The organism is Vibrio sp. 10N.222.55.B11 (assembly GCF_041473705.1).
In the GTDB taxonomy this organism is placed as follows: Bacteria; Pseudomonadota; Gammaproteobacteria; order Enterobacterales; family Vibrionaceae; genus Vibrio; species Vibrio crassostreae_C.
Genome location: NZ_JBFRST010000055.1, coordinates 124,053 through 149,233, shown reverse-complemented (window position 1 = coordinate 149,233; position 25,181 = coordinate 124,053). Strand labels below are relative to the sequence as shown.

Here is a 25,181-nt window from a genome sequence, read left to right as displayed (position 1 = left end):
GTTATCCCTGATTAAGTGAAGGCCAGTTGCTATGTAATACGCGCTCTAATTCTAGAGCACTTTTTTGTACTGCGTCTTGAGCAACAGCTAGAGTTTTCTTACCGCCCTCAAAGTCGCTTACCGTTAGATCGAAAACCGTGCTGTAAGTGTCAGCACAGGTTTCAAAAGCACGGCTTCTTGGAATGGTTGCCATCATTACTTGATCATTCAACAGGTAGTTCATTTCCGTCAGAACTGACACCTGTTTCTTGTTGTCGTCTTCAAACATGGTTGGCATTAGACGAACAAACTCGAGACCTTTCCAATCATCCGGGAACATTTCGTAAACCGTTGGTAAGTGCTGGAAGAAGTTAACCGTTGAAGCCCAATCCAAACGCTTAGCTGCACATGGAATCAGAAGTGCGTTCGACGCGTACATTGCATTCCATACTAGAGGGTCAACGTGCGGGCCGGTATCAATCATAATCACATCGAAATCATCGGCGATTTTGTCGATAAGCTTCTCTTTTAACAGACGAACAATATCAAGTGACTGATCTTGTGAAAGGCTTTGCCACGCTTCAGCATTAAACATCGCATCTTCTGGGAAAGCAGAAATTGTCTTCAGGTTTGGATACTGAGTTGGCAATAGTACGTTCTTACGAAGAAACTCTAGATCGACATCTTGGCCTTCAGGCACATTGTCCAACATGATATCGACGGCAGAATAGATGCTGTCGTGCTCTGCCCCACTAATTTGTGGATTTAGGAACAGACGCAAAGAGCCCTGTGGGTCCAAGTCAATCAGACAGATACGGTAGCGCTTATCCAAATTCAGAGACAAACAAGCGGCTAAGTGAACTGCTGTCATTGATTTACCCGTACCACCCTTCTGGTTTTGTACGTTGATAATCCATGGCTTATTGTCAGCGTGCTGCTTACGTTCATGGAACTTCGGCACTTCTGCCGCGTCCATCAACATGTGAGCTTCTGTCAATGAAATCGAGTAATGATTAGCGTTGTTCTTTGTGAACTGATGGCCATCAGCTTCAAGTTTAGTGATCGCTTCATCGAGCTTACGACGCGTTAAACCAGAACGAGTCTCCATCATAGCTTTAGACATTGGAGGGAAATGTTCATCACTTCGCTCTTCCAAAATAATCTCAATTCGGTCAGCCTGAACTTGTTGAGTTTGTTCGGCTAGCTGATAGAGCTTATCAATCGTTTGTTCTCTTTTCATTGCCAGTTTCCGTAATGATTAACTAAGCACAAATTGTACAGCGATTAACAACAAACACAACAAAAACATGAACATACATTTATGAGTAAAATCACATAAAATAGACCGCGTTTTTACAATTTGATGAAACATCGCCTTAGACAAACACAAAAATGACTGTTTCTATCATGTATAACCATGCTATTTCTAGTCTACATTTTAAATGTTACAGCATCACTTATTTACAATGTAAATGGAATTTCAACGAAAAACCTTCGGAACGATTGAAATACAACCGTAGATTACGGTTGGTGTGATTTGCATTCGAATTTATAGATTTTCAATCCAATAAAAATTAAAAAACACTCAATGACCAAAAAATTCAAAACAGAAGAGAAGATGGGGTGTCAAAAAACAGCAGAGGATTGGAGCCTAACCGGAAGAATGATCATGGACCACATCCAGTGTAAGATAATTAATAACGCCAAATTATGAAGCATGATCAAGGCGTAAACTGAGCAATATTGATCCGAGTAACCGCACATTGGAAATGATCAACTTCCGGAAAAATGATCAAGTAAACATCGTTCCGGAAGCATGTAATTTATGAGCTAAGTTACGGACAAATGCTTTTGGAATGGGGATTCAACGCCTATAAGGGCTCAATGATTGAAAATTCAATCGACACAGACCGAGAATACACAAACATGACAATTTCATGATCATGCTTCCTAGTTAAGACCCACCAGCGCTAAATACATCAAAGCAACCCATTTCCAGCGGATACCGACTAAATTTTGCGCTCAATAGGGCAGGAACGATAAAAAAGTATGCTCTCTTGATCATTGTTCCGATAGATTGGCCGCCACAAGTGTCTACATAGACAAGTCAAAAGCGACTTAGAAACCGATGTTGAATTCCGATCTGTGGATAAGCTGTATAAGTATAATGATCATGCTTTCGAACCAATAATGATCATGCTTACAATGACTTAATGATCATCGTTCTGATGTTCTGTGATCATGCTTTCTTAAGTTTAATGATCATAGTTTCGGAACCTTTATGATCATGCTTTCCAAGGCAATTTATTTTAATACTTTAAATTCAGCCACTTAAAAGCAAACTTACGTCCAGATCATTAGATCACTTAATCATTTAAGATCATATTAATCAAAAAGATCAGTTATTTAAAAGCCAATAAATTCTCTTTATTTATAATCATTCTTTCTTTATCATTCAGGAACTATAGTGAAATTACGGTTAGTGTGATACGGATCAAAAATGAAACCAGAAGAGAAATTGTTAATTAAGGCACGAAGCCACAAAGATGGTCATTTATTTGAGGTATCTGAAACAGCCGTTGAATGGATAGAACAATATCAACACTTCAAAGGTGTCACCAAAAGCATAGTTGAGCTTCTTAACCTAATTTCACTTCGTGGGTTTAGCAGTAAAGACGGGTACGTTTCCACCACTGAGATTATTGAATCAACCGATGGTCAAGTCACTCGCGCAGCCTTACAGCAAAGGCTGAGAGCTGCAGTTAATATCGGATTGTTCAAACAAATCCCCGTTCGCTTTGAAGAAGGCCTTGCTGGTAAAACCATGTTGCATCGCTTTGTGAACCCAAACCAATTGATATCGGTGCTGGGTGCCACCAGCTTAGTGACAGAAAGCGTGAAGCAAAATGAAAAGCAAAAGCGCTCTAAAGCCCTAGCTCAAACCAAAGTAAACAAGCGCTTACTGAATGAACATGGGTTGAATACCCCACCAACGATGAAAGATGAAGCGGATCAATTCATTGTTTCGCCAACCAATTGGGCGGGGATTATTGATCAAGCGTTAGCGCCACCTAGAACTCGTAAGAGCTACCAGAAATCCATGGTTTCGATCTCTGGCACTCGCGCTGTGATCGAGACAAGATCTTCTAAAAATATCATGACCGTTGACGATCTGATGACGTTATTCGCGTTATTCACGCTCACCGTTCAATATCATGATCACCACCAAGATGATTACCATCTAGACGCGAAACACACGCCGAACAAAACACCACTCTACATCACTGATATTTTGTCTTTACGTGGCAAGAAAGACAGCGGCCCTGCTCGTGATTCGATCCGCGATAGTATTGATCGTATCGAATTCACGGATTTCCAACTGCACGAGCTTACAGGCCGTTGGCTTAGTGAGAACATGCCAGAAGGCTTTAAGAGTGATCGTTTCCGATTCTTAGCTAGAACCATTACAGCATCGGAAGAAGCGCCTACAGAGGGCTCTGACGGCGAAATTCGCATTAAACCGAACCTATACATCCTGGTTTGGGAACCTTCGTTCTACGAAGAGCTGCTGACGCGTGACTATTTCTTCCTATTTCCGCCAGAAATCCTGAAGCAACATACCTTGGTTTTCCAAGTGTATTCGTACTTTAGAAGCCGCATGGCACGTCGCCATTCAGATAGCATGTTGCTCAGTGAGCTCAACCAGAAATTGGCGCGTAACATCGATTGGCGTCGTTTCTCGATGGATCTGATCCGCGAGCTCAGAAAATTGGGTGAAGTCGGGGATCAAGAAGATACCTTCCTGGTTAATCTATGGGGTTATCACTTGACGATCACCGCGTTGATCGAAAAAGGGAAAACGACCGATTATCAGGTAGATATCAAATGTAATGTGGAAGAAGTATTACGTTACTCAAGAGCGCGTACCACTAACGCAGGTAAGCGTAATATGGCACCAACGCTGCCGAACCCACTTCGTAACGAAATGGTGTCTAAGCAGAAACTGGAAGAGCTGTCTGAGATTATCGATGGTGAGTTTGAACCCATTCAGCGTAAAGCACCGTCGCCAAGAGGCAAATTGGGACGTCGAATTAAGCAGCGTAAACACTCTGTTGAGATCAACGCTGACGAGATCATGATTACTCTCTCTAAATATACCTCTGCAGAGGCTCTAGAACGCAGCATAACGGCTTTATCTGCTATGACAGGGCACTCACATGCCTCAATCAAAGAAGAGTGCTCAGAGCTCATTGAGAAGCTTGATTGGTTGAGAGTAGGGGAGGACGTTATCCCATACGAAACACTGAGTCGCTTGATTGAGCTATATAACGACCGAGATAGCACCAGCAATCGACATCTGTCCATTGAACGTTTGATCTCTGGTTTAGCGGTGCGTCGTAAAGTGTGTAAACAAGTTCATGAAGGTCATTTAGACGAAAACGTGTTCCTTGCGCTCGATGAAATGGCGATTGGCCACTAGTCATTATCCTATCGCGATAAGCCTGTTTTACCGTCGCTGAATGGATAGTTTTGAACACATTAGGTGCTGATTAAAATCGCACGTAACGCTGACAAAGTGATGACAAAGTAGCGCATCTAGTTGATTATTATTTATCCCGAATAGACAACCTTTGTCCTTTCTTGTGATTAATAGATTGGCTCATATTTTGTTACATCATACTGAATAGATTTTTGCGAGTTCCCAAGGGACTCGCTTTTTTTTGCCTAAAATTCAGTCAATCATTAAAATTCAATAGCTTACAGAGTTAAACGCCGAAGCATGATCAAGGCTCGATCATGCTTTCTACGGATCTAGATCTGGTGAGATTCTGATTTGATGCTTGATCGAGAAGGGCTTGATCAGTGGAGATGTCGTTGAATAATGCCTTGATCATCGTTTCGGGGATGGGTTGCCATAAAGCGTACATGCGACTCGATCAATTTTTCAGACTCTGCTTTCCAACGTGGTTCTTGCTGTTGGTTCGTAAACTCCAAAGCCAATACACACAAGTGTTGTAGCCGCTGTGTACACCACTCTTGCAATCCTGCTTCTGATTTTGGGTCACATGACACCGCTTGCAGCTTACTGTAGGCAAACATTAGGTATTGGTAGGCTTTATCTTGATGGCTTGAGCTGCTGGCCTCCTGCGAAGCCAACTCCGGATTCGATGAATCCGCGAGGTGGCGATAGAAAGTAAAGATTCTCAGGCATCCGTCTAGCCAACATGCGATGCCTTTGCTCTGCTCATCCGTGATCAATGGCCCCCAGAGCGCATCTGGAGGCGTTAAGATCAAAGGTTCTAACCGGTCCACTTGATCATGCTTTCGGTCTTTGTACCAATCTCCGATCCGCTCTAACCAAGTGTCTAGTTCATTCATGCAACGTTATCTCACTGTTTTACAAAGTGATTATCAGAAACTTGTTTGATTTCATGCTGTATTTCACTGCTCTGCTCTCGAATACGATCAGCGTCTATTGAATAGTTTGGCTCATTTTTGACGAGTTCGCCAAATGGCAGATCGGGATCTGGTACGGCAGAGATCAACAACTTAGTGTACGGGTGTCGTGGATTGGTTAAGATCGACTGGGTTGATCCCCATTCGACGATCTGTCCTTTGTACATAACCGCTGTCTCTTCTGCGATGTAATGTGCTGTGGCAAGATCGTGGGTTATGTACAAAAAGCCAATCCCCAACTCTTGCTTCATTTTTTGCATCAGGTTCAACACGCCAAGTCGAATCGAAACGTCCAACATCGAGGTGGGTTCGTCAGCAAGAATAACCTCAGCGCCAACGGCCAGTGCTCTCGCTAGGTTAACCCTCTGTCTTTGGCCCCCACTGAGCTCGTGCGGGTATTTGGCTAGCGTTTCGATGGGTAACTCCACCAGCGTTAATAACTCTTTGAGGCGCTCTGTGAGAGCCTGTTTAGTGGCTACCTGTTTATGGATCTTAAGTGGGCGCGTTAAATGGTGATCAATAGTGTGAGTGGGATTGAGTGAACCAAAGGGGTCTTGAAAAACCATTTGCACACGGCTGCGATAATCCAAGATATCTTTACGGCTTTTCAGAGTAGAGATGTCTCTGCCTTTGAACAGTATCTCTCCCTCTGTCGCAGGGTAAACCTTGGTCATCAATCGTGCGCAGGTGCTTTTCCCGCAGCCAGATTCTCCGGCTAAGCCGAAAATCTCGCCTTAGCCTATGTGAAAGCTAACGGATTTGATTGCATTGAAAGAGGGGAAAATGAGAGTTGGATCAAACCACATTTCTTATGGGGAATCTTTTAAATATAATTGCAGAAAATGGCTTTGGCAAAGTTTAAATGAGGCATTTATTAATTAGCTTTGTGAAGCGTCGGAATCATCACACTTCAGTACAGAATTTCTTAACAAGCGAAAAAGCATTTGCTACAGATTACCTGTCCATTACATGGTGCTTTTCGGAGGAAAACATGTCCATTAATTCTATCAACCATGATGAAATGACAAATATTGCAAACAAGTGGGATGCTGAAGAAGAAGTATCTTTCAAACCAGAAAAGAAAATGAAGTCTGCTGAAGCTCGTCGTCGTATCGAGACTCTAAGAGAAATTAGAGAAAGCGGTTTGAGTCTGGAAGAAGCGAGGGAGCTAGGTCTTATTCACTAATAATCCCCATTGCATTTAGAAGGGTGGCACAACGCCACCCTTTGATTTATAAGTGTTTTTTCATGTTCCCTATCCAGATTTAATCAACTCCTTGATTCTTTGGCTCACTGTTCCGTTTAGCCTATCCCTTGTGATATTACGCTTTTCAGATGAAAAACACGCACATGGCATACTCTTGAACTAAGTTGTTTGACAGTCATATTCAACGCCACTAATTTTAAAGTTAAAGCAAAAATATGCGATGTCGTTGGTAAGGAGAAGGCTATGTCTAATTCTGTGGCTCAAGTTAAAGAAGTGCTGTTTTACGAACCCGAAGATCCGAACGGATACCTGTCAAATTTTGCCGCTTGTCCTATCAAGGTAGGTGATCAAGTTTGGGCAACCAGCGAACATTATTATCAAGCGATGAAGTTTGCCTCCGAAGCGCTACGTAATACCATTTTGGAAGCCAGTACACCTGCTGAAGCGTTCTCTTTAAGTCGTGACTACGAAGACCAAGTTCGCGAAGATTGGTATGACATTCGTGTTGAAGTGATGCAGTTTATTGTGACGGAGAAGTTCAGACAGAATCCACAGTTTGCGCTGTTTCTTACCAATACCGGAGATTCGGTGATCAAAGAACATTCGCACAAAGACCACTTCTGGGGCGATGGCGGCGATGGAACCGGCGAGAACCATTTGGGTAAGATTCTGATGGCAGTGCGTCACCAGCTTCGCACTCAGCAACTGCATTTAATTGCTTCGCATTGATTCGTCGATTCAGATAGCGGCATGCTTATCATTACTCCTTAGACGCATTTAAAAGGCCGCCCTGCTATCTAGTATGAAGCAGGGCGGCCTTTTCGGTTTTAGAGAGTCAGGCATCAACGAGAGTTAACGTACGTGACTAAGCTATCCGTTGATAAGTTCTACGTTACGCTGGTGCTATAAGTAACTCTGTACGATGTCGTCAAGCTGTCCATCGTCTTTCATTTGGTCTAGGCGTTGGTTGATGAAGCTTTGCAGTTTAGGATCCATCTCAGGGTCAAACGCCAAATGGATAGGGTAGTTATTGATGACAGAACCAAACTCTTGCATCTGGTAATCATCAATACTCAGTTTTTGTTCGTTTAGGTTGTATTTGATTCGTGATTCCATTTCCACAAACACGGTGTCGCCAGGTGCTCGGTTCAGGACACGAAACGCAGCAGTGTAATCTTTTACTCGAATCTCGTTGAGCTTGCCCTGTTGGATATAAGGTTCCAAGTTCGGATACTCAAATCCTTTCAGCAATACTACGGCTTTCCCATCGAGATCATCGATTGTATTGAACTCAAATGGCTTTTTACCGCTGCTGAGTAATACGTGTTTTACATTGTAAATCGGGTCTTCAGATAGGTTCGCAGATTGAATATTCCCCCAACTAGGGCTGCCATAGGTAACCCAGTTTGGATTCTCTCTCGCATCGAGCTTGTCGATCATTCGATTAAAAGGGTAGGTGTGGTAGTTGATCTCATATTGGCTGTCATCAAACACGGCTTCCACAATATCTGAAACAATTCCTCTGTGAGATGACCCCTCAGTTTCGATTTGAAAAGGTTGCGCTTGGCTCGCAATAATGTAGTAGTGAAGAGGTTCGCTTGCAGAAGCATAACTGCTTGAAAACAAACTGACTATGGATGCAACGATAAGATGTTTTTTCATAACCTTCCCTAGTTATTTGATGAATGACTACTATTATACTAGTTGAGTAATTGTAGTTTGCTAGGATAACAATAATGGTAATTTGTGTATGGTGACAAAAGGAAAACGCTACGTTGGACTCTCCCGACAGTTGATCGGGATGATAATAGCGATCAGTACCTTATTCACAGTTATAGTGACAGGTCTCGGGTTGTATGTAGAGTACCAAAGTCGAGTTTCTTTTATCAGCTCTCAGATCGAGCAGGTCAAGGCTGGCTACCTTTCTGGTTTAACGGCAAGTTTGTGGGTTGAAGATCGAGAGCAATTGTTTGTGCAAGCCGAAGGCATCTCTCGCCTCCCTTCGGTCAGTTACCTTCTTATCGAAAGTCCCGATGAAAAAATTCTAGAGTTAGGTCAAAAGACCGAAGGCCAATCTTATTCTCAGTCTTGGGAAATGGTGCACCAGATGGGCGGCACAGACTTCCCGTTGGCGACGCTCACGGTGCAATCAGACTTGAGCATGATCCTAGATGACTTTGAAGAACGAGTGTTATTGTTGCTCGCCTTCGAAGCCGTTAAAATCTTCTTGTTGTCTCTCGTATGTTTAACCATCGTCTATCGTCTTGTCGTAAAACGTTTGATGACTATGTCTTCCCAAATCAACCAACAACAGGTCGAAGACAACAAACCGCGCTTTATAACGCCAACTCACTCTACTTACAAAGATGAGATATCGACTCTAGAGAGTAGCTATAACCGATCGGTAGAACGTATTCGTCAACAATATCAAGAGCTGGAAAAAGCTAAAGATGTTGCTGAGGTGGCCAACCGTAATAAAAGTGAATTCCTTGCCAATATGAGTCACGAAATCCGTACACCAATGAATGGGATTATCGGGTTGTCGTCTTTGCTCTCTGAAATGGATATGCCGAAAGAGCAAAAAGAGTACATCAACATGCTCAACACCTCTTCGCTTACGTTGCTCGACTTAATCAACGACATTCTCGATTACTCGAAGATCGAAGCGGGGCGACTAGAGCTTCAGCAAGAGCCGATGAAAATGATGGGCATTGCGGCCGACGTTGAATCAACCTTTCGAGTGAAAGCCGAACAGAAAGGGCTTCGATTCCAATTAGCGATCGACCCTAAGATCCCAACCATGGTGATTGGCGACGGTACTCAACTAAGACAAGTCCTAAATAACTTAGTAGGCAACGCGATTAAATTTACCGAGCATGGCCACGTCACGCTCTCGCTTCGTTTGGAAGAGGTGGTTGAGCCTGAGCAAAAACTCAGAGTGAGGTTCGAGGTTGTCGACAGCGGTATCGGTATTGCAGAAGACAAACAGAAATCGGTGTTCGATAAGTTTCAACAAGCCGACGGCAGTACTACACGTATTTATGGAGGCACAGGGCTTGGTCTAACAATATGCGAGAAGATAGTGACATTGATGGGCAGCAAGCTTGAACTCACCAGTGTTGAAGGTAAAGGCAGTACCTTCTATTTTACGGCTGACTTTGACCCGTGTTTAGAAGCCGATGAAAGCAATATCGATTTCAATAAGGTTTCGGTTCTGCTTGTGGATGATAGCCAGCTGAACATGCGTATAACGTCTACACAGCTTCAATCCTTTGGCGTTAAGTCTGAGTGCTGTGAAACGGCAAACCAAGCGTTAGAGTTGGTTTCAGAGTCTGTGGCTAAGTCATCACCTTATGATCTCGTTCTGATAGACAAAGCAATGCCGTCCGTTGATGGCTTTCAACTGGCGAGAAGCTTAGTTGAACGCTTTGGTAGCGAGTGTCCCAAGTTAGTGATGATCTCTGCTGACCCTAGAAAGCAAGATGAAGCTCGTGCTAAACAAGTCGGTTTTGTTGCCTACATTGCGCGTCCTTACCAAGATAATCAGCTTAAATGGACCATCAGTGAGGTACTCGCGAGAGCGGCTGATACTTCAGTCTTTACCTATCCGAACAGAGGAGAGGTTGCGTTTAAAGATAATGAACCTGTGCCGTTAAGTAAACCTGCAGCGGTTGTTAAAGATGCTCCCATTGTCTCTGTAAACGCCACACCAGCCGATAAACAAGCTCCAATTCAAGCAGAGTCAAAACCTGTCGCAGTTGCCGGAGAATTTAGTGGTACAGTTTTAGTTGTTGAAGACTCGCGAGTAAACCAACAAGTCGCCAAGATGATGCTCAAGAAGCTTGGCTTTGAGGTTGATATTGCCGACAACGGTGAAATTGGTGTCGAGAAATTCAAAGCCAACGAATACGAGATGATTTTTATGGATTGTCAGATGCCGGTTCTCGATGGCTTCGAAGCGACCAAGCAGATCCGAGCGCTCGAAGAAGGGGCTGCAAAGCATATTCCAATCATTGCGCTGACGGCCAACGTCGTGCAGCGAGACAAGCATTTGTGCTTCGATGTAGGCATGGATGAGTTTTTACCTAAACCGGTTAACCAAGGCAAACTGAGAGAGATCGTAGCGAGTTTCTTGTCGAAAGAGACGGAATCAAACAAAGAACATGAGCAGCAAATTGTTTAGTTGAGTATCTCTAATCTTACTTTCATTAAAAGAGTAATGAGGCGAATTAGACATAGTCTTTTATGCCGTTGGTTATATTTGAAGTATCGTGTGAAAGAAATGATAAAGGTGGCCTGAAAAGACCACCTTTTTTGTATGTGTCGGTTTGAACTTAATCTCTATCGATTGCGAACGCAGACCATGCTTGACGTGTCGGCATCACTTCGACTCGGTTAATGTTGATGTGATCTGGCAAGGTTGCGATATAAAACATCTGCTCGGCAATATCCTCTGCTGACAACGGTGTAGTGCCTTGGTAAAGGTTGTCTGAAGCCGTCTGGTTACCTTTAGTTCTTACAAGAGTAAATTCCGTTTCTGCAATACCAGGGGAGAGGTCAGTCACTCGTACCCCTGTGCCTTGTAAGTCACAACGTAGGTTGTAACTGAACTGCTTTACGAACGCTTTGCTGGCACCATACACATGGCTTCCTGGGTAAGGCCACTGTCCGGCGATTGACCCAACATTGATGATTGAGCTTCCTGCGCCTTTTTTAATTAACGTAGGCAACAGCGCATGAGTAACATTAACCAAGCCTGTGACATTGGTATCGATCATAGTGTGCCAGTCTTTCAAGTCCACATCAGGCGCGCCTTCTGGTGCCAAAGCTAACCCAGCATTATTGACCAATGCGGTAATCGATGAAAATTCAGCGGGTAATGAATCAATGGCTTGTTTTACGGCGTCTGCGTCTCGAACGTCGAGTTGAATTACATGCACAGGCACCGTTAATTCTTCCTTTAGGTCGAGTAGCCTTTCGATTCGACGACCAGACAGCACTAACGACCAGTTATCTTCTGCAAAACGTTTTGCTGCCGCTTTACCGAAACCAGAGGTTGCCCCTGTAATGAACGCTATCTTATCCATAAATACATCCTTCTAATTTGAAATTAACATAAGTAGTGCCATGCCGATCAAAATCGGCGCGGTCGTTGTTTTTGCAGACAAGTTGGGTACTGATAGATACAGTTTTTGCCCCAGTACATTGCCAATCAAAGCTGCCGGTAATAGCCATAAACCTGTGATGAACGATTCTTGGTTAAATGCGCCAATCCATATGAAGCCGATCAGTGAAATCGCTGAACTCAGCAGAAAAAACACAATCGCGGTGGCTCTCTGTTCACTGGTTTTAATGGTCAGGTTCATCAAATACGTCACTAATGGCGGACCTCCTGAAGAAGCGGTGGTCATGCTAAACCCCGAAATGGCTCCCGCCCAAAACGCGTGTCGTTGGTGCAACCAAGTGAGGCGTAAGTCCAAAATAATCAGCGTGCCAGCGACCAAAGACATCATCGCGATAAAGGCCTTCAAGCCTGATTCCGATATCGTGCTAATGAAATACAGCGAGAAAGGCACCGCAACCAACATGCCAATACACAGCGGCGCAATAAGCCGGATATTGATGGTGGTTTTACTTCGCTTGAGCAGAGGAAAGGCACTTAAAAAGTCCAACAAGATAGCGATGGTTACCGCTTGCAATGGTGGAACAATAAAGCTGAGGGAAAGCGCTACGATAATCGCAAACCCAAATCCTGAATAGCCTCGAACTACTCCTGCAAACAGAATCAATGTCATCGCTAATCCTAATTCCACTCTTGCTCACCTCTTTGCTTTTGATATTGCTGCTGCGTTAATTAGAGTTCGATGAGACCTGTCTCGTCTGCCTTTCAATCTATTCACACCTAAGAGTTTTGAATAGAGCCAGATCGACGATTGGATTGGGTCAGGCTGTTTGTTGGATCGGGGATGAGACTTGGGCTGATGTACTGGCCCAATGTTTTGTTGAAACTGACACTATGACCTCCGCCCTGTTTGGGATGAAGATTATTCCATCCGATAGCGCAGCCTTTTCAATGTCGTGTTTTGTGTCTTTCATTCTCGAAGACGAGCCAAGCACGAGCGGCTGTGAATCTAGTGTTGTTAATGGAGACGATGAAATGGAAGTATCAACAGAACAGCTTGTGAACCAAGATATTATCGACCTCGACAAGAGCGTATTTCATTCTTGGTCGATTCAAGAAGCAGCGGAGCCTATCGCCATTGCGGGTGGGCAAGGATGCAAAATGTGGGACTACGAAGGTAAAGAGTACCTTGATTTTAGTAGCCAACTGGTTAACACCAACATTGGTCATCAGCATCCACAAGTGATCAAAGCGATTAAAGATCAAGCGGACTCATTGGTAACCGTTGCCCCTGCGACCGCCAACCTCACTCGCGGTTTGGCGGCCAAGCGCATCTTGTCGAAAGCGCCAAGCTCGTTTAAGAAGGTGTTCTTTACCAATGCAGGCGCAGACGCCAACGAAAACGCGATTCGCATGGCGCGACAATTCACAGGGCGCGACAAGGTGCTATCTGCTTACCGTTCTTACCATGGCAATACAGGTACTGCGATTGCTGCGACGGGGGACTTTCGTCGAATTCCAAACGAGTATAGCCGTGGGCACGTTCACTTCTTCAATCCATTTCTCTATCGAAGCGAGTTCAATGCGGCGACTGAGGCAGAAGAGAGTGAGCGTGCCCTGCAGCATTTAGAGCGAGTGATTGAATGCGAAGGGCCAACAGCGATTGCAGCGATTATTCTAGAGACCATTCCGGGAACGGCTGGTTTTCTCATTCCGCCCAAAGATTACCTTATCGGCGTGCGTGAGCTGGCAACCAAACATGGTATTCAGCTGATCTTTGATGAGGTGATGGTCGGCTTTGGCCGCACGGGCAAGTGGTTTGCGTTTGAGCACTTTAATGTAGTGCCAGATCTGATTACTTTTGCGAAAGGGGTGAACTCGGGTTATGTGCCGGCTGGTGGCGTGGTGGTCAGCGAACCGATCGTTGAGTACTTTAAGTCAAACTTCTTTATGGGCGGCTTAACGTACTCAGGTCACCCTTTGGCGATGGCTTCTATCGTTGCAACGCTCGATGTGATGGAGCAAGAGGGCATTGTCACACACGCTGATAACGTCGGTAACAGCGTTTTAGGGCCGCTTCTACTGAGCCTTCAAGAGTTGCACCCTATGATTGGTGATGTGCGCGGCAAAGGGATGTTCTGGGCTGTAGAGCTGGTGGAAGATCGTGAAAGTAAAACACCTTTGAGCAATGAAAAAATGGGGCAATTGAAAGCGCAATTGACCAAGCGAGGCCTGTTGACCTTCATTGTGAATAACCGCATTCACGTTGCGCCACCTTTGGTTATTCAGCCAAGCGAGATAAAGAAAGGCGTTAAGATCATTGATGAAGTGTTGTTTGAACTTGCTTCTTAATTCTTCAATAAGATAGCTAGCACAGCAACCAAGGCACTTTGGCAAAGGATTCCCCGTTCTTTTCAAAGTGCTTATTTTTCCTGAGTGCTTGGCTTTTGAGTGTCTAGCTTCCAATTGGTTAGGTATAGTCGAAAAAGAGCATCGATTGATGCTCTTTTTTACGTCATTGTCTTGAATAACAACGTCTACATAACCCTTTGTGATGCTAGCTCTTCATTACCTCTGACAGCTCTTTGATGCCGGGGGCGATCAAGTCTTTGTCGATGGCGTGAAAGCCCAACCTGAAATAAGAATTAGGATCAAATTCGGATGAAGTTTCATTGCTCAACTTCGTTTCAGGATCGGTCATGAAGTGAGAATACCCTGTCTCAATCAAAATCCCTTTTTGTGCGGCTCGTGACGCTAAGCGTTGGCTATTGATGTGGCTGGGCGTTTGTAGCCACAGAGAGTTGGCCTGCTCGCTTTGAGCCAGTCGCTTGCAGTCAGGTAAGTACTTCAAGACAGCATCGTTGATCAGCTTCCAGCGCTGGCGAGTGTTTTCTCTAAAGCGCCTCACAAAGCTGTCGTAGTAGCCTTGTTCAATAAAGTGCGCTACTTCCATCTGAACACGGCTTGGCGCATGTCGGTACATCAAGCGACGCAGTATTCTAAGATCGTAGATTAACTCTTCAGGTGCCACGATGTAGCCTAACCTCAAGCCGGGTGCCAGTAGCTTAGAGAAGCTGCTGACGTAGATGACTCTCCCTTCCTTGTCATTGGCTTTTAGCGCGGGTTTAGGATTCCACTCCACGTTGCACTCGGCGTCATAGTCATCTTCGATAATTACCGCGTCATTGGCTTTGGCCATTTCAAGTAACTGAGTTCGACGCTCATCACTCATGGTGACGCCGGTTGGAGCTTGATGGCTAGGCGTGACATAGAAGTGATCACACAGTGAAGAGTGCTCATTGAATCTCAATCCTTGTTCATCCACTTGATGCGGGTGTAACTGCGCGCCAGAGAGATTGAAGATGTGATTCGCTTCTTTGTAGCCGGGGTTCTCGACTCCGACTCGACTCTGATGGTTCATGAGCAAAGTCGAAATCAAATACAGCGCATTCTGCGAACCTAAGGTTATGAGGATCTCATCACTTTGGGCATGAATACCGCGCTGTGGGAGCACCCTTGTGCGTATCTGTTCGACCAGCATGTCGACGTCTTTATCGACCTTGTCGCAAAGCCAGCGGTGATCATGTGGGTCTGAGGTGACCTTTCTTGTCGCTTCTCGCCATTGAGCTAATGGGAAGTCATTGATAGAGGGTTGGCCAAAAATAAATGGGTATTGGTAACAACTCCAATGCGAGGGTTTGACGATGCGTGGGTATTGGCCCAATTGCAGCTTAACGCGTTTGCTCCAATCCGGTGCATTGTCGCTGTCGGCTGATTCAAAATGATCCAAACTCGCGTCGATAGTATCACTCGGGTTTTCATACTTTTCTGAAAGGTAATAACCACTGCGAGGCTTACTGATGAGGTAGCCATCGTCGAGCAAACTGTCGTACACCAACGAGACAGTATTGCGTGAAACACCCAATTGGCTAGACAGCTTACGACAAGACGGAAGCGCTTGTTCAGCCGGAAAAATACCATTCAATATCGCCGTCACCAAATAGCTACGTACTTGTTCTTGCAGGCTTCTTTTGGAATCAAATTCGATGAAACAATTGTGATTTATCGCCATGAGATACAGTCCTTATTCTCAGTGAACCTCAGTCCAATTTGTATAAAAGAGCAAGAAATGCGCCAGAGTTTATATTGATGTTTTAAGAGTGTGTTTTGCTCTCTCTCAACCCCGAAAATTACGTTGTCCCAAACTAGAAAATCGTTCTGTCCCAACCTGAAAATTAAATTGGCTCTACGTCTCCGATGCATTCCGTTCATAAAGTAAAGGCAGGCAAATAATCTCGATAAGGAAAGCGTATGAAACAGGGAATGACGATGAAGGCATGGGTTTCAACAGCGGCAGCGACAGTTGTACTGGGTTGTTTTGGAGTCGCACAAGCATCGGAGCTTGCAGCCATCGAAAAGCAAGGCTTCATGAAAGTGGCGACAGAAGACAACTACTCTCCATTCAACTATATCGACCGCGGTAAGCCTGCGGGGATTAACAAAGATTTGCTTGATGAGTTACGTGAATATTCGAAGTTCGATATCGAACAAGAGATCTTACCTTGGACAGGACTACTCGCTTCGGTATCTGCGGGTCAATATGATGTGGCGTTAACTGGCGCGATCATTACCGATGCTCGCTTGAAGGCCTTTGATTTCACTCCACCTATCGCTTCAGCGCAGCATTACTTCTTAACCAGAGCTGACGCGGAAGATATTAATACGGTAGCCGATTTAGATGGAAAAACAGTGGGCTTACAAGCGGGCAGTGCTTTGCTAGAAAGGCTTCCAGAGCTCGAAGTGATGCTCGAAGCACAAGGCAAATCTTTGGGTAAAGTGGTGCAGTATCAATCCTACCCAGAAGCGTATTCCGACTTGGCAATCGGCCGAATAGACTATGTGATCAACAGTGTGGTTTCAGTTAACGAGGTAGTGAAGTCGAAGTCAAAGGTATTCAAAAAAGGCGAAGCAGTCTCTGGCCCAGGTTTCGTTAGCTGGCCAGTTCCTAAAGATAATCCTGAGCTTTTGGCTTACCTAACGGAGTTTTTCCTGCACCTAGAGCAAACAGGAAAAATGGCGGAGTTGCAGAAGAAGTGGTTCGGTGAGTCGTTCGACCAACTGCCTTCAGAGGCCATCACTTCCGTTGAGCAGTATCACAAGCTAACAGCAGTCCAATAGATGGATAAGCATGTGCTGACACAAACAGTTAACGGCTGTTTGTGTCCATGCCAATGGGTTCAAAGCGGTTTAACCCATGAGTCATTTGCGCAAAACCTATCGAAAGAAGTCGCTTATCAAAGAGGTCGTTTATGGATTATTACGCTTGGGAACAGTTGCTACAGGGCGCGTGGGCTACGGCATGGATATCGGCAGTCTCGATTGTATTAGGTGTCGTCATCGGGCTAGTCATTGCTTTAATTCGAATGATGAAAATCCCGTTTGTGGATCAAATGCTGGGTATCTATGTCAGCTGGGCACGAGCAACGCCTTTGGTGACACTGGCTCTGTTTATTTTCCTTTCTTTTCCGTCATTTGGCATCAATTTAAATAAACACGTTTCTGCCATTTTAGCTCTCACACTCAATACATCGGCATTCAATGCAGAGATTTGGCGCAATGCCTTTCTTAACTTTTCAAAAGGACAAATGGAAGCGGCAGAAGCCATTGGTATGAGACGTATCACTTATTTTCGCCGCATCATGTTCCCACAGATGGTGATCATGAGCTTACCTGCGCTAGTCAATGAGATGTCGTTCTTAATCAAAGGCAGCCCAGCGATTGCGGTGATCGGCATCGTCGACCTAACTCGTGTCACCAATCGAATCTCTGCGGTTACCTATGAACCACTTGGGCCGATTCTATGTGCCGGTGCCATTTACATGTTGATTATTGGCGTGTTGGTGAAGTTGCAAGCGGTGGCTGAAAACCGAGCTACTTATCTGCAGTAGTAAGTGTGGCTATCAGTAATCTACCTCAGTCACAGCTATCAACAACAACCACAGTTTAGCCGTCATGGCTACTTGGTCAGAAACACCATTTACCTGCTTGTGATGCGTTATTGAGCGGGTAAGTTTAAGGAGTAAATATGGAAGAATGGAATATTATCTGGCAACAAAAAGAGCTGTTTGCTTCAGGATTTGTGACCACATTTTATCTTTTTGTTTCGTCTTCAATCTTGAGTTTCATCATTGGCATCGGTTTGTTGTATTGCCTCGAAAACTCAAAACTTGGTGTGAAGTACACCATCAATAGTTTGATAGGCATGATGCGCACCTTGCCGTTTCTTATCTTAGCGTACCTGCTCTATTACGGGTTGCCGCAGGTTGGTATTCGACTCGATGCGATTACAGCGGGAATCATCGCGCTAAGTCTCTATCACGGTACCTATTTTTGTGAGATTTTCCGAGGTGTTCGTAAAGGATTAGAGCCAGGTTACATCGAAGCGGCGCACGCTTATGGCTTCTCTAAATTCAAAACATTTACCCGAGTTATTACCCCAAATGTGTTGTTTAAGTCGGTTCCACTGATCACGAACCAACTCATCATCTGCTTAAAAGACACTGCGTTTCTTAGCATCATCACCGTCGCAGAAATTACCGCGGCCGCCAACAGCATTCAATCAACCTACTTCATCCCATTGAATGCGTTCATCATTGCTATCGCGCTCTACTGGGCCGTGAGTATTGCACTTGAAACCATCACCAAACGAATCCAAACCAAAGTTGAACTTAGAGGACTTAGCCATGCTTAAACAATCAGAGATTATTGAAACGGAAGCACCGATTAACCCTTCTTTGGGCGTGAATTTGGAAGTGATTGAGTGCGAGCCACTATTGGAAGAACGAGAGACGATCATCAAGGTTGAAAACCTGTCGAAACAGTTTGATGGCATCGAAGTACTGCGAGACATCAACCTCAACATCAACAAAGGCGATGTGGTGAGTATTCTCGGCTCGTCAGGTTCGGGGAAATCGACGCTATTACGTTGCATGAACTGGTTAGAGCAGCCAGAGCGCGGCACGATTTTTATGGGTGATGAGCGTATTGGTATCAACTCTGAAACGGGTAAGCCACTCAAATACAAAGAGTTGGCGAAACTTCGAGAGCGCCTTGGTATGGTTTTCCAAAGCTTCAACTTGTGGCCGCATCTCACCGTGTTGCAAAACGTTATGGAAGCGCTCGTTCACGTTAAGAAGATAGCGAAATCAGACGCCGAAGAGATGGCACGTAAGCAACTCGATAAGGTTGGGATGTCGCACAAACTAGAGAACTACCCAAGCATGTTATCGGGTGGGCAAAAGCAACGTGTCGCTATTGCCAGAGCTCTCGCGATGGAGCCGGATGTGTTGCTGTTTGATGAACCAACGTCAGCACTCGATCCTGAATTGGTCGAAGAGGTGTTGTTGGTGATGAAGAAACTGTCGCAAGAGGGCTACACCATGGTGGTGGTGACTCATGAGATGGAGTTTGCGCGTCAGGTATCGGATCAGGTGGTGTTTCTTGAAAAAGGCATATTGATTGAAAAATCCAACCCAGAGAAGTTTTTCACTAACCCAGATTCATCAAGGGTAAGACAGTTCCTCAAGCTTGATTCATGAGTTAGATAGCTTGCACAGCTTCAAGGTTCGATCGTTAAAAAACTCCGTCAGAATTTGTCGGAGTTTTTGTATGTTAGCTTTTTCTTCCCAAACCTAAACTTAAGCCTAAAACTATACAAATGGCCATGTGGCGCTAACCAATACTATCAATATGAATCACCACAGAGTCCGGTCGCCAGTACTCCAACTCGCAGTCCATTAGCTCACCGTCTTGTTTGTAGTTCACTCGGCAGATCTTCAAAACAGGCTGGCCCTCTGCCAAATTCAGCGCCTTGGCGACATGAGCAGGGGCAGAAGTGGGAATCACATCAAAACGCGAGCGTTGGGTCTCGTAGCCGTATTTTTCTCGGTAGATTCCTGTTAGTGACATGGTGAGGTTTTCCGACAATACACCATCAAATAAGGGCGCTTTCAGTACATTTTCAACAAACAGCACTGCTCTACCATCAATAAAACGCAAGCGCTCAATCACGTGTATTGGCGTTATCTGCTCTATCTCTAATGCTTTGGCGTAATCGCCTACCGCCATCTCTGTACGGGTGCTGAGCAGTCTGGTTTCTGCTATGCGGTGTTGTTCACGAATCATTTGATGAAAGTGAGAACGTGATAATGGGTTATAGCGAACACGTTCGGGTGACACATACCAGCCTCGGCGCTCTTCTCGGTATATCAAACCTTCGGTTTCTAATGAGACCAACGCATCTTTGAGCGTAATTCGTGTGGTTGAAAACAGCTTGCTGAGCTCTCTTTCGGATGGCAGTTTTTGCCCTTCGGTGAAGATGCCTGATTGAAGCTGCTCTCGAATACTCGCCTTAATTCTTCCTAACTGTGTCCCTGATTGCCCGGTGCCCAATGTTCTCATTACTGATCTAGTCCATAAGTTCGTGTGCTTAATAAGGTAAACCATGGAGTTAACAGGAATGTGACAGTAAACAATGGCTTATTGTCATATGAGTGAAATATAACTGCCACGTAAATGCACTCGAACTGTCAAATAACTTACGGCAAACCGTCACATTCCGGCTATAGCATACAAAACGAACTTACTGACCTAGTCCAGAAGGATAGAGACAATGAAAACTTTGCTTAGCCGTTCAACTGTATCGCCAGCTAAATTAATCGGTTCACCTGCAAAATTGATAGGCACAACCGCTAAATTGATTGGTGTAACAGGACTTACGGCAACACTTTCAATGCCAGCGATGGCGAAGGATGCTGATCTTGAGTCACTGATTGAAGCCGCTCAAAAAGAGGGTGCAGTTTACAGTGTGGGTATGCCAGACAGTTGGGCAAACTGGAAAGGCACATGGACTGACCTGAAAGCAAACTACGGTTTGAAGCATCAGGATACCGATATGAGCTCGGCGCAAGAGATCTCGAAATTTGAAGCAGAGAAGAAAAACGCAACCGCTGATATTGGTGATGTGGGTTTCGCATTCGCACGTGTGGCCGTAAAGAAAAACGTCACTCAGCCATACAAACCAACCACTTGGAATGACATTCCAGACTGGGCAAAAGACAAAGATGGTCACTGGGCTCTGGCTTACACAGGTACTATCTCGTTCATTTCAAACAACAACCTTGTTGAAGATGCGCCGAAAACTTGGAGTGACCTACTAGAAGGCGACTACAAAGTCACAGTGGGCGATGTCGGCGTAGCCGCGCAAGCAAACAACGCGATTTTAGCGGCAGCATTTGCTAATGGCGGTGACGAGTCGAACCTGAAACCAGCGATTAAATTCTTTGGTGAACTAGCGAAGCAAGGCCGTCTATCTTACACAGATCCAAGTATCGCGAACCTTGAAAAAGGCGAAGTGGAAGTGGCAATCATGTGGGATTTCAACGCACTGAACTACCGCGACAAGATCGACCGTGAGCGCTTTACCGTAAGTATTCCACAAGATGGTTCAGTGATCTCTGGTTACACCACCATCATCAACAAATACGCGAAAAACCCGAACGCGGCAAAGCTGGCTCGTGAATACATCTTCAGCGACCAAGGCCAAATCAACCTAGCAGAAGGTTACGCGCGCCCAATCCGTAGCAGCGTTACGCTACCTCAATCAGTACAAGACAAGCTGATCTCAAACGATGAATACAGCAATGTTCACCCAGTGACTGACTTCTCAGCATGGGAAAAATCAGCACGTCGCCTGCCACGTCAATGGCAAGAAAGCGTATTGATTCACCAGCAATAACCCCGCTTAACACACCACCTTCAATAGGTGGCTTATAGAAACAAGCAATAGAGAATAGACCATGAGCAATAAGGTTATCCTTGTTGTTCTAGATGGACTGAACTATCAGGTAGCCCGTGATTGCATGGGCTACCTGAACGGTCTTCTAGAACTAAGCAATTTGCAGACAAAACAGGGCACTTCGCAAATCATGAGCGCGCAAAAAAACAAGCTGCGCGCCACGCTTTACCCTGTGCAATGTGAGCTGCCATCTATGTCACGCCCGCTGTATGAGTGCATTTTAACTGGGGTTCGCCCTGTCGAGAGTGGCATCGTTAACAACCAAATCGTGCGTTTATCGAATCACGAGTCGATCTTTAGCTTGGCTAAATCGCAGGGCAAAGTGACGGCTGCTGCGGCATATCATTGGGTGAGTGAGCTGTATAACCGAGCGCCGTTTGACGCTGTGCGTGACCGTTTTACCAACGATGAGACCATGAACATTCAACACGGCTGTTTCTACCATTGGGACCACTACCCAGATGAAGCCTTGTTCTTGGATGCAGAGCACTTGCGCGTGACTCATCAGCCTGATTTTTTACTGATTCACCCAATGAACATTGACGACATGGGACACAAGCATGGGCTGGATTCTCGCCAGTACCGTAATAGTGCTCGTGGCGCGGATATTTACCTATCAAACTATCTTGAGAAATGGGTAGACGATGGTTATCAAGTGATCATCACCAGTGACCACGGCATGAACAATGACTTGTCTCACGGTGGCACTCTGCCTGAAGAGCGTGAAGTGCCATTCTTTGTGATTGGCGATAAGTTCACACACCAAGCCTGTTCAGTGAAACAGACCGATATCTGCGGCAGCGTCTGTCAGTTACTCAACCTTGAACACGATAAATCTTACACTCAGGAATTGTTGGCCTTATGAGCAGTTCTGTAATTACGCAGAGCGATGGCTCTGCGCTTCAACCCAAAACCAAATCTTTGTTTCAACGCTTCAAGCCCGCTTTGTGGCTTGCGCCTTTCGCGCTGTTTTTCTACTTGTTCCAACTGGCACCTATGGTTTGGGTGCTGATCAACAGCTTCTTCTATGATGATGAGCTCTCTCTCGAAAACTATTCTGAAATATTCGACTCTGCCTTCATGATGCAGGCCTTCGGTAACAGTTTATGGCTGTCGATTTGGTCGAGCATTGTTGGCTTAGCGATTGCGACTCTGCTCGTTTCTTCATTGCGCCGCGTTGATTCTAAAATCCGCGATGCGGTGATTGCGTTTACCAACATGAGCAGCAACTTCTCTGGTGTGCCTTTGTCGTTCGCTTTCATCATCATCCTTGGGACCAACGGTGCGATTACCTTGTTGCTCAAGCAGTATGGATTGCTGGGTGATTTCGACCTTTACGGCAAGTGGGGCTTGCTGGCGATTTACATCTACTTCCAGATCCCATTGGCGGTGTTGTTGCTCTATCCAGCGTTTGATGCTCTGAGTGACGACTGGCAAGCCGCTTCGGCACTGCTTGGCGCGAAAACTTGGCAATACTGGACCAAAATCGCGCTGCCTGTGTTATCTCCGGCTTTGTTCGGCACCTTTATCATCTTGATTGCTAACGCGATTGGCGCCTACGCAAGTGTGTATGCGTTGACCTCGGGCAACTACAACGTGATTACGATTCGAATTGCGAGCTTGGTATCGGGCGACTTGTTCCTAGAACCAAACCTAGCCGCGGCAATTTCTGTGATTCTGATGGCGATGCTGGCCTTCATCACTGTGATTAACCAATGGCTGATCAGCAAAAGCTACGCAGGGAAGAGAAAGTAATGAACACCGTAAATACTCGCTTTCATAAAACGGTTGTCTATTCGATTGTCGGCATCATGATGATTCCGATCTTAGCGACCTTTATCTACTCGATCTCCTCGCGTTGGGGCGCCACTATCCTGCCGGATGGCTTCACGTTAGATTGGTACATCAACCTGCTGACCGATCCTCGCTTCTTGCAAGCCTTTGGTCGTTCACTGTTTATCTGCGTGGCGGCACTGTCATTGAGTGTGGTGTTGGTTCTGCCTGCGATTTTCGTGGTGTTTTACTATTTCCCGAAACTCGACAAGGTAATGAATATCCTGATCTTATTACCATTCGCTGTACCACCAGTAGTGTCATCGGTTGGTTTACTTCAATTGTATGCAGACAGTGAAATCTCACTGATAGGCACGCCGTGGATTTTGATTGGCACCTACTTCACCATCGCACTGCCATTCATGTATCGTGCGATTGCCAACAGCTTTGAAGCAATCAACTTGCATGACTTGATGGACGCGGCACATCTGCTTGGCGCAAGTACCACCAAGGCGTTCTTATTGATTATTCTGCCAAACCTTAAGAAAGGCTTAATGGCGTCACTGTTCTTGTCGTTCTCGTTCCTATTGGGCGAGTTCGTGTTCGCCAACATCTTGGTAGGAACACGCTACGAGACACTGCAAATCTACCTATACAATATGCGTCAAACCAGCGGCCACTTCACGTCAGCCCTAGTGATGACGTACTTCCTGTTTATTTTCTTACTGACTTGGTTGGCAAGTCGTTTCAGCCAGGGAACAAAATAATGAGTTATGTAAATGCGAAAAACCTCACCAAGAGCTTTGGTGACAATACAGTGTTTGAAGACATTCAATTTTCAATTGAGAAGGGTGAATTCATTACTCTGCTTGGCCCAAGTGGCTGTGGTAAATCGACTCTGCTGCGCAGCTTGGCTGGCTTAAACCCTGTCGATGGTGGCGAGATCTGGGTCAACGGCGAAGAGATCACCCACCAAGTGCCACAACAGCGTGGCATCGGCATGGTGTTTCAATCTTATGCGCTGTTCCCGAACATGACGGTTGAAGGCAACATTGCGTTTGGCCTCAAGATGAAAAAGCTTGCTGCTGACGAGATTAAGCACGAAGTCGCGAAAGTGATTGGGCTGGTGGATTTAACGGGCAAAGAGAAATTCTACCCGCATCAGCTATCAGGCGGTCAGCGTCAGCGTGTGGCTTTGGCAAGAGCTTTGGTGGTCAAGCCGCGTATTCTGCTACTTGATGAACCGCTTTCTGCACTGGATGCTAAGATCCGTAAACACCTACGCCAACAGATCCGAGATATTCAGAAAGAGATGAACCTGACCACGATCTTCGTGACCCACGATCAGGAAGAAGCGATGATCATGTCTGACCGCATCTTCTTGATGAATAAAGGTGAGATCGTACAAGCGGGGACACCCGAAGAGATTTACACTCAACCTGCCAATGAGTTTGTTGCTGGGTTCATGGGGCACTACAATCTGGTGCAAGCGAACAAAGCCAAGCAACTTTTCAATATTGAAACCGAGTGGAAAGTGGCGATTCGTCCTGAATCTATCTACGTTAAAGAGCAAGGCCGACAGTATGGCGAGCATATCTCCGCGCCGAAAACGGGCACCATTCGTAACCACCAGCTCTTGGGTAACGTGATTCGCTACCAAGTGGACGTTGATGAGTGCGAATTAACCGTCGATTTACTTAACCGTTCCTCTGAACGACTGTTGGCAAATGGCAGCCAACTTGAACTCCTGTTTAACCTTAACGAAATTCAACCTGTGAGAGCCTAAG

General features: G+C 45.4%; 21 protein-coding genes and 1 pseudogene. 14 read left to right on the top strand and 8 right to left on the bottom strand.

The features are described 5' to 3' along the window. Position 1: 1 nt before the first annotated feature. Positions 2-1,219 (bottom strand): ParA family protein, encoded by a 1,218-nt coding sequence (locus tag AB4503_RS19525; RefSeq protein WP_017061213.1) that lies wholly within the window; start codon positions 1,217-1,219, stop codon positions 2-4. 1,260 nt (positions 1,220-2,479) lie between these two features. Between AB4503_RS19525 and AB4503_RS19520 the strand changes: the two genes are divergently transcribed. Continuing rightward, the gene (locus AB4503_RS19520) at positions 2,480-4,459 is read left to right on the top strand and encodes a replication initiator protein RctB domain-containing protein (RefSeq protein WP_372115604.1); all 1,980 of its coding nucleotides are present in this window, start codon (positions 2,480-2,482) and stop codon (positions 4,457-4,459) included. A gap of 380 nt (positions 4,460-4,839) precedes the next feature. Here the strand turns inward: AB4503_RS19520 and AB4503_RS19515 are convergent, their stop codons facing one another. Both AB4503_RS19515 and AB4503_RS19510 read right to left on the bottom strand, forming a co-directional pair. After that, positions 4,840-5,358 (bottom strand): hypothetical protein, encoded by a 519-nt coding sequence (locus AB4503_RS19515; RefSeq protein ID WP_017061216.1) that lies wholly within the window; start codon positions 5,356-5,358, stop codon positions 4,840-4,842. Positions 5,359-5,369: 11 nt separating this feature from the next. Then, positions 5,370-6,242, bottom strand: a pseudogene (locus AB4503_RS19510) (ABC transporter ATP-binding protein). A gap of 185 nt (positions 6,243-6,427) precedes the next feature. Between AB4503_RS19510 and AB4503_RS19505 the strand changes: the two are divergent. Continuing rightward, positions 6,428-6,622, top strand: a complete 195-nt coding sequence (locus AB4503_RS19505; RefSeq protein WP_017061218.1) for a hypothetical protein — start codon at positions 6,428-6,430, stop codon at positions 6,620-6,622. 189 nt (positions 6,623-6,811) lie between these two features. Beyond that, the gene (locus AB4503_RS19500; protein WP_032547138.1) at positions 6,812-7,372 is read left to right on the top strand and encodes an NADAR family protein; all 561 of its coding nucleotides are present in this window, start codon (positions 6,812-6,814) and stop codon (positions 7,370-7,372) included. 174 nt (positions 7,373-7,546) lie between these two features. Here AB4503_RS19500 and AB4503_RS19495 read toward each other — a convergent pair whose 3' ends face one another. After that, complete coding sequence (locus AB4503_RS19495) at positions 7,547-8,305, bottom strand: substrate-binding periplasmic protein (protein WP_372115603.1); 759 nt, start codon at positions 8,303-8,305, stop codon at positions 7,547-7,549. An 88-nt stretch (positions 8,306-8,393) separates the two neighbouring features. On the opposite strand from AB4503_RS19495, the gene AB4503_RS19490 reads away from it, so the two are divergent. After that, complete coding sequence (locus AB4503_RS19490) at positions 8,394-10,826, top strand: response regulator (RefSeq protein ID WP_017065136.1); 2,433 nt, start codon at positions 8,394-8,396, stop codon at positions 10,824-10,826. Positions 10,827-10,977: 151 nt separating this feature from the next. Here AB4503_RS19490 and AB4503_RS19485 read toward each other — a convergent pair whose 3' ends face one another. Beyond that, entirely contained in the window at positions 10,978-11,730 is a 753-nt protein-coding gene (locus tag AB4503_RS19485) for an SDR family NAD(P)-dependent oxidoreductase (RefSeq protein ID WP_017061222.1), read from the bottom strand. A 12-nt stretch (positions 11,731-11,742) separates the two neighbouring features. Beyond that, positions 11,743-12,438 carry a sulfite exporter TauE/SafE family protein gene (locus tag AB4503_RS19480; protein WP_017061223.1) on the bottom strand — a complete coding sequence of 232 codons (696 nt, stop codon included), beginning with the start codon at positions 12,436-12,438 and terminating at the stop codon, positions 11,743-11,745. A 362-nt stretch (positions 12,439-12,800) separates the two neighbouring features. On the opposite strand from AB4503_RS19480, the gene AB4503_RS19475 reads away from it, so the two are divergent. Then, positions 12,801-14,117, top strand: a complete 1,317-nt coding sequence (locus AB4503_RS19475; protein ID WP_017065135.1) for an aspartate aminotransferase family protein — start codon at positions 12,801-12,803, stop codon at positions 14,115-14,117. A 205-nt stretch (positions 14,118-14,322) separates the two neighbouring features. Here the strand turns inward: AB4503_RS19475 and AB4503_RS19470 are convergent, their stop codons facing one another. Further along, a complete protein-coding gene (locus tag AB4503_RS19470; protein ID WP_017061225.1) occupies positions 14,323-15,837 on the bottom strand; it encodes a PLP-dependent aminotransferase family protein in 1,515 nt (504 codons plus the stop codon). Between the two features lie 239 nt (positions 15,838-16,076). Between AB4503_RS19470 and AB4503_RS19465 the strand changes: the two genes are divergently transcribed. The 4 genes from AB4503_RS19465 (at position 16,077) to AB4503_RS19450 (ending at position 19,363) form a co-directional block, all read left to right on the top strand. Next, positions 16,077-16,943, top strand: coding sequence for a transporter substrate-binding domain-containing protein (locus AB4503_RS19465; RefSeq protein ID WP_065584482.1), 867 nt, complete (start codon positions 16,077-16,079; stop codon positions 16,941-16,943). Positions 16,944-17,074: 131 nt separating this feature from the next. Then, on the top strand, positions 17,075-17,713 hold the full coding sequence (locus AB4503_RS19460) for an amino acid ABC transporter permease (RefSeq protein WP_017065132.1): 639 nt from the start codon (positions 17,075-17,077) through the stop codon (positions 17,711-17,713). A 137-nt stretch (positions 17,714-17,850) separates the two neighbouring features. Further along, a complete protein-coding gene (locus tag AB4503_RS19455) occupies positions 17,851-18,516 on the top strand; it encodes an amino acid ABC transporter permease (RefSeq protein WP_017061228.1) in 666 nt (221 codons plus the stop codon). Continuing rightward, a complete protein-coding gene (locus AB4503_RS19450) occupies positions 18,509-19,363 on the top strand; it encodes an amino acid ABC transporter ATP-binding protein (RefSeq protein WP_102428101.1) in 855 nt (284 codons plus the stop codon). The genes AB4503_RS19455 and AB4503_RS19450 overlap by 8 nt, the downstream gene beginning before the upstream one ends. 133 nt (positions 19,364-19,496) lie before the next feature. Here AB4503_RS19450 and AB4503_RS19445 read toward each other — a convergent pair whose 3' ends face one another. After that, on the bottom strand, positions 19,497-20,225 hold the full coding sequence (locus AB4503_RS19445) for a UTRA domain-containing protein (protein WP_372115602.1): 729 nt from the start codon (positions 20,223-20,225) through the stop codon (positions 19,497-19,499). 211 nt (positions 20,226-20,436) lie between these two features. Here AB4503_RS19445 and AB4503_RS19440 point away from each other — a divergent pair, with 211 nt between their 5' ends. The 5 genes from AB4503_RS19440 (at position 20,437) to AB4503_RS19420 (ending at position 25,180) form a co-directional block, all read left to right on the top strand. Next, entirely contained in the window at positions 20,437-21,561 is a 1,125-nt protein-coding gene (locus tag AB4503_RS19440; protein ID WP_137001616.1) for an ABC transporter substrate-binding protein, read from the top strand. Between the two features lie 61 nt (positions 21,562-21,622). Then, a complete protein-coding gene (locus AB4503_RS19435) occupies positions 21,623-22,486 on the top strand; it encodes an alkaline phosphatase family protein (RefSeq protein WP_372115601.1) in 864 nt (287 codons plus the stop codon). Further along, positions 22,483-23,376 carry an ABC transporter permease subunit gene (locus AB4503_RS19430; protein ID WP_017061233.1) on the top strand — a complete coding sequence of 298 codons (894 nt, stop codon included), beginning with the start codon at positions 22,483-22,485 and terminating at the stop codon, positions 23,374-23,376. Before AB4503_RS19435 ends, AB4503_RS19430 begins: the two co-directional genes overlap by 4 nt. Continuing rightward, positions 23,376-24,161, top strand: a complete 786-nt coding sequence (locus AB4503_RS19425; protein ID WP_004732591.1) for an ABC transporter permease — start codon at positions 23,376-23,378, stop codon at positions 24,159-24,161. The genes AB4503_RS19430 and AB4503_RS19425 overlap by 1 nt, the downstream gene beginning before the upstream one ends. Continuing rightward, on the top strand, positions 24,161-25,180 hold the full coding sequence (locus AB4503_RS19420; RefSeq protein ID WP_102393377.1) for an ABC transporter ATP-binding protein: 1,020 nt from the start codon (positions 24,161-24,163) through the stop codon (positions 25,178-25,180). The genes AB4503_RS19425 and AB4503_RS19420 overlap by 1 nt, the downstream gene beginning before the upstream one ends. The last annotated feature ends 1 nt before the right edge of the window (position 25,181 follow it).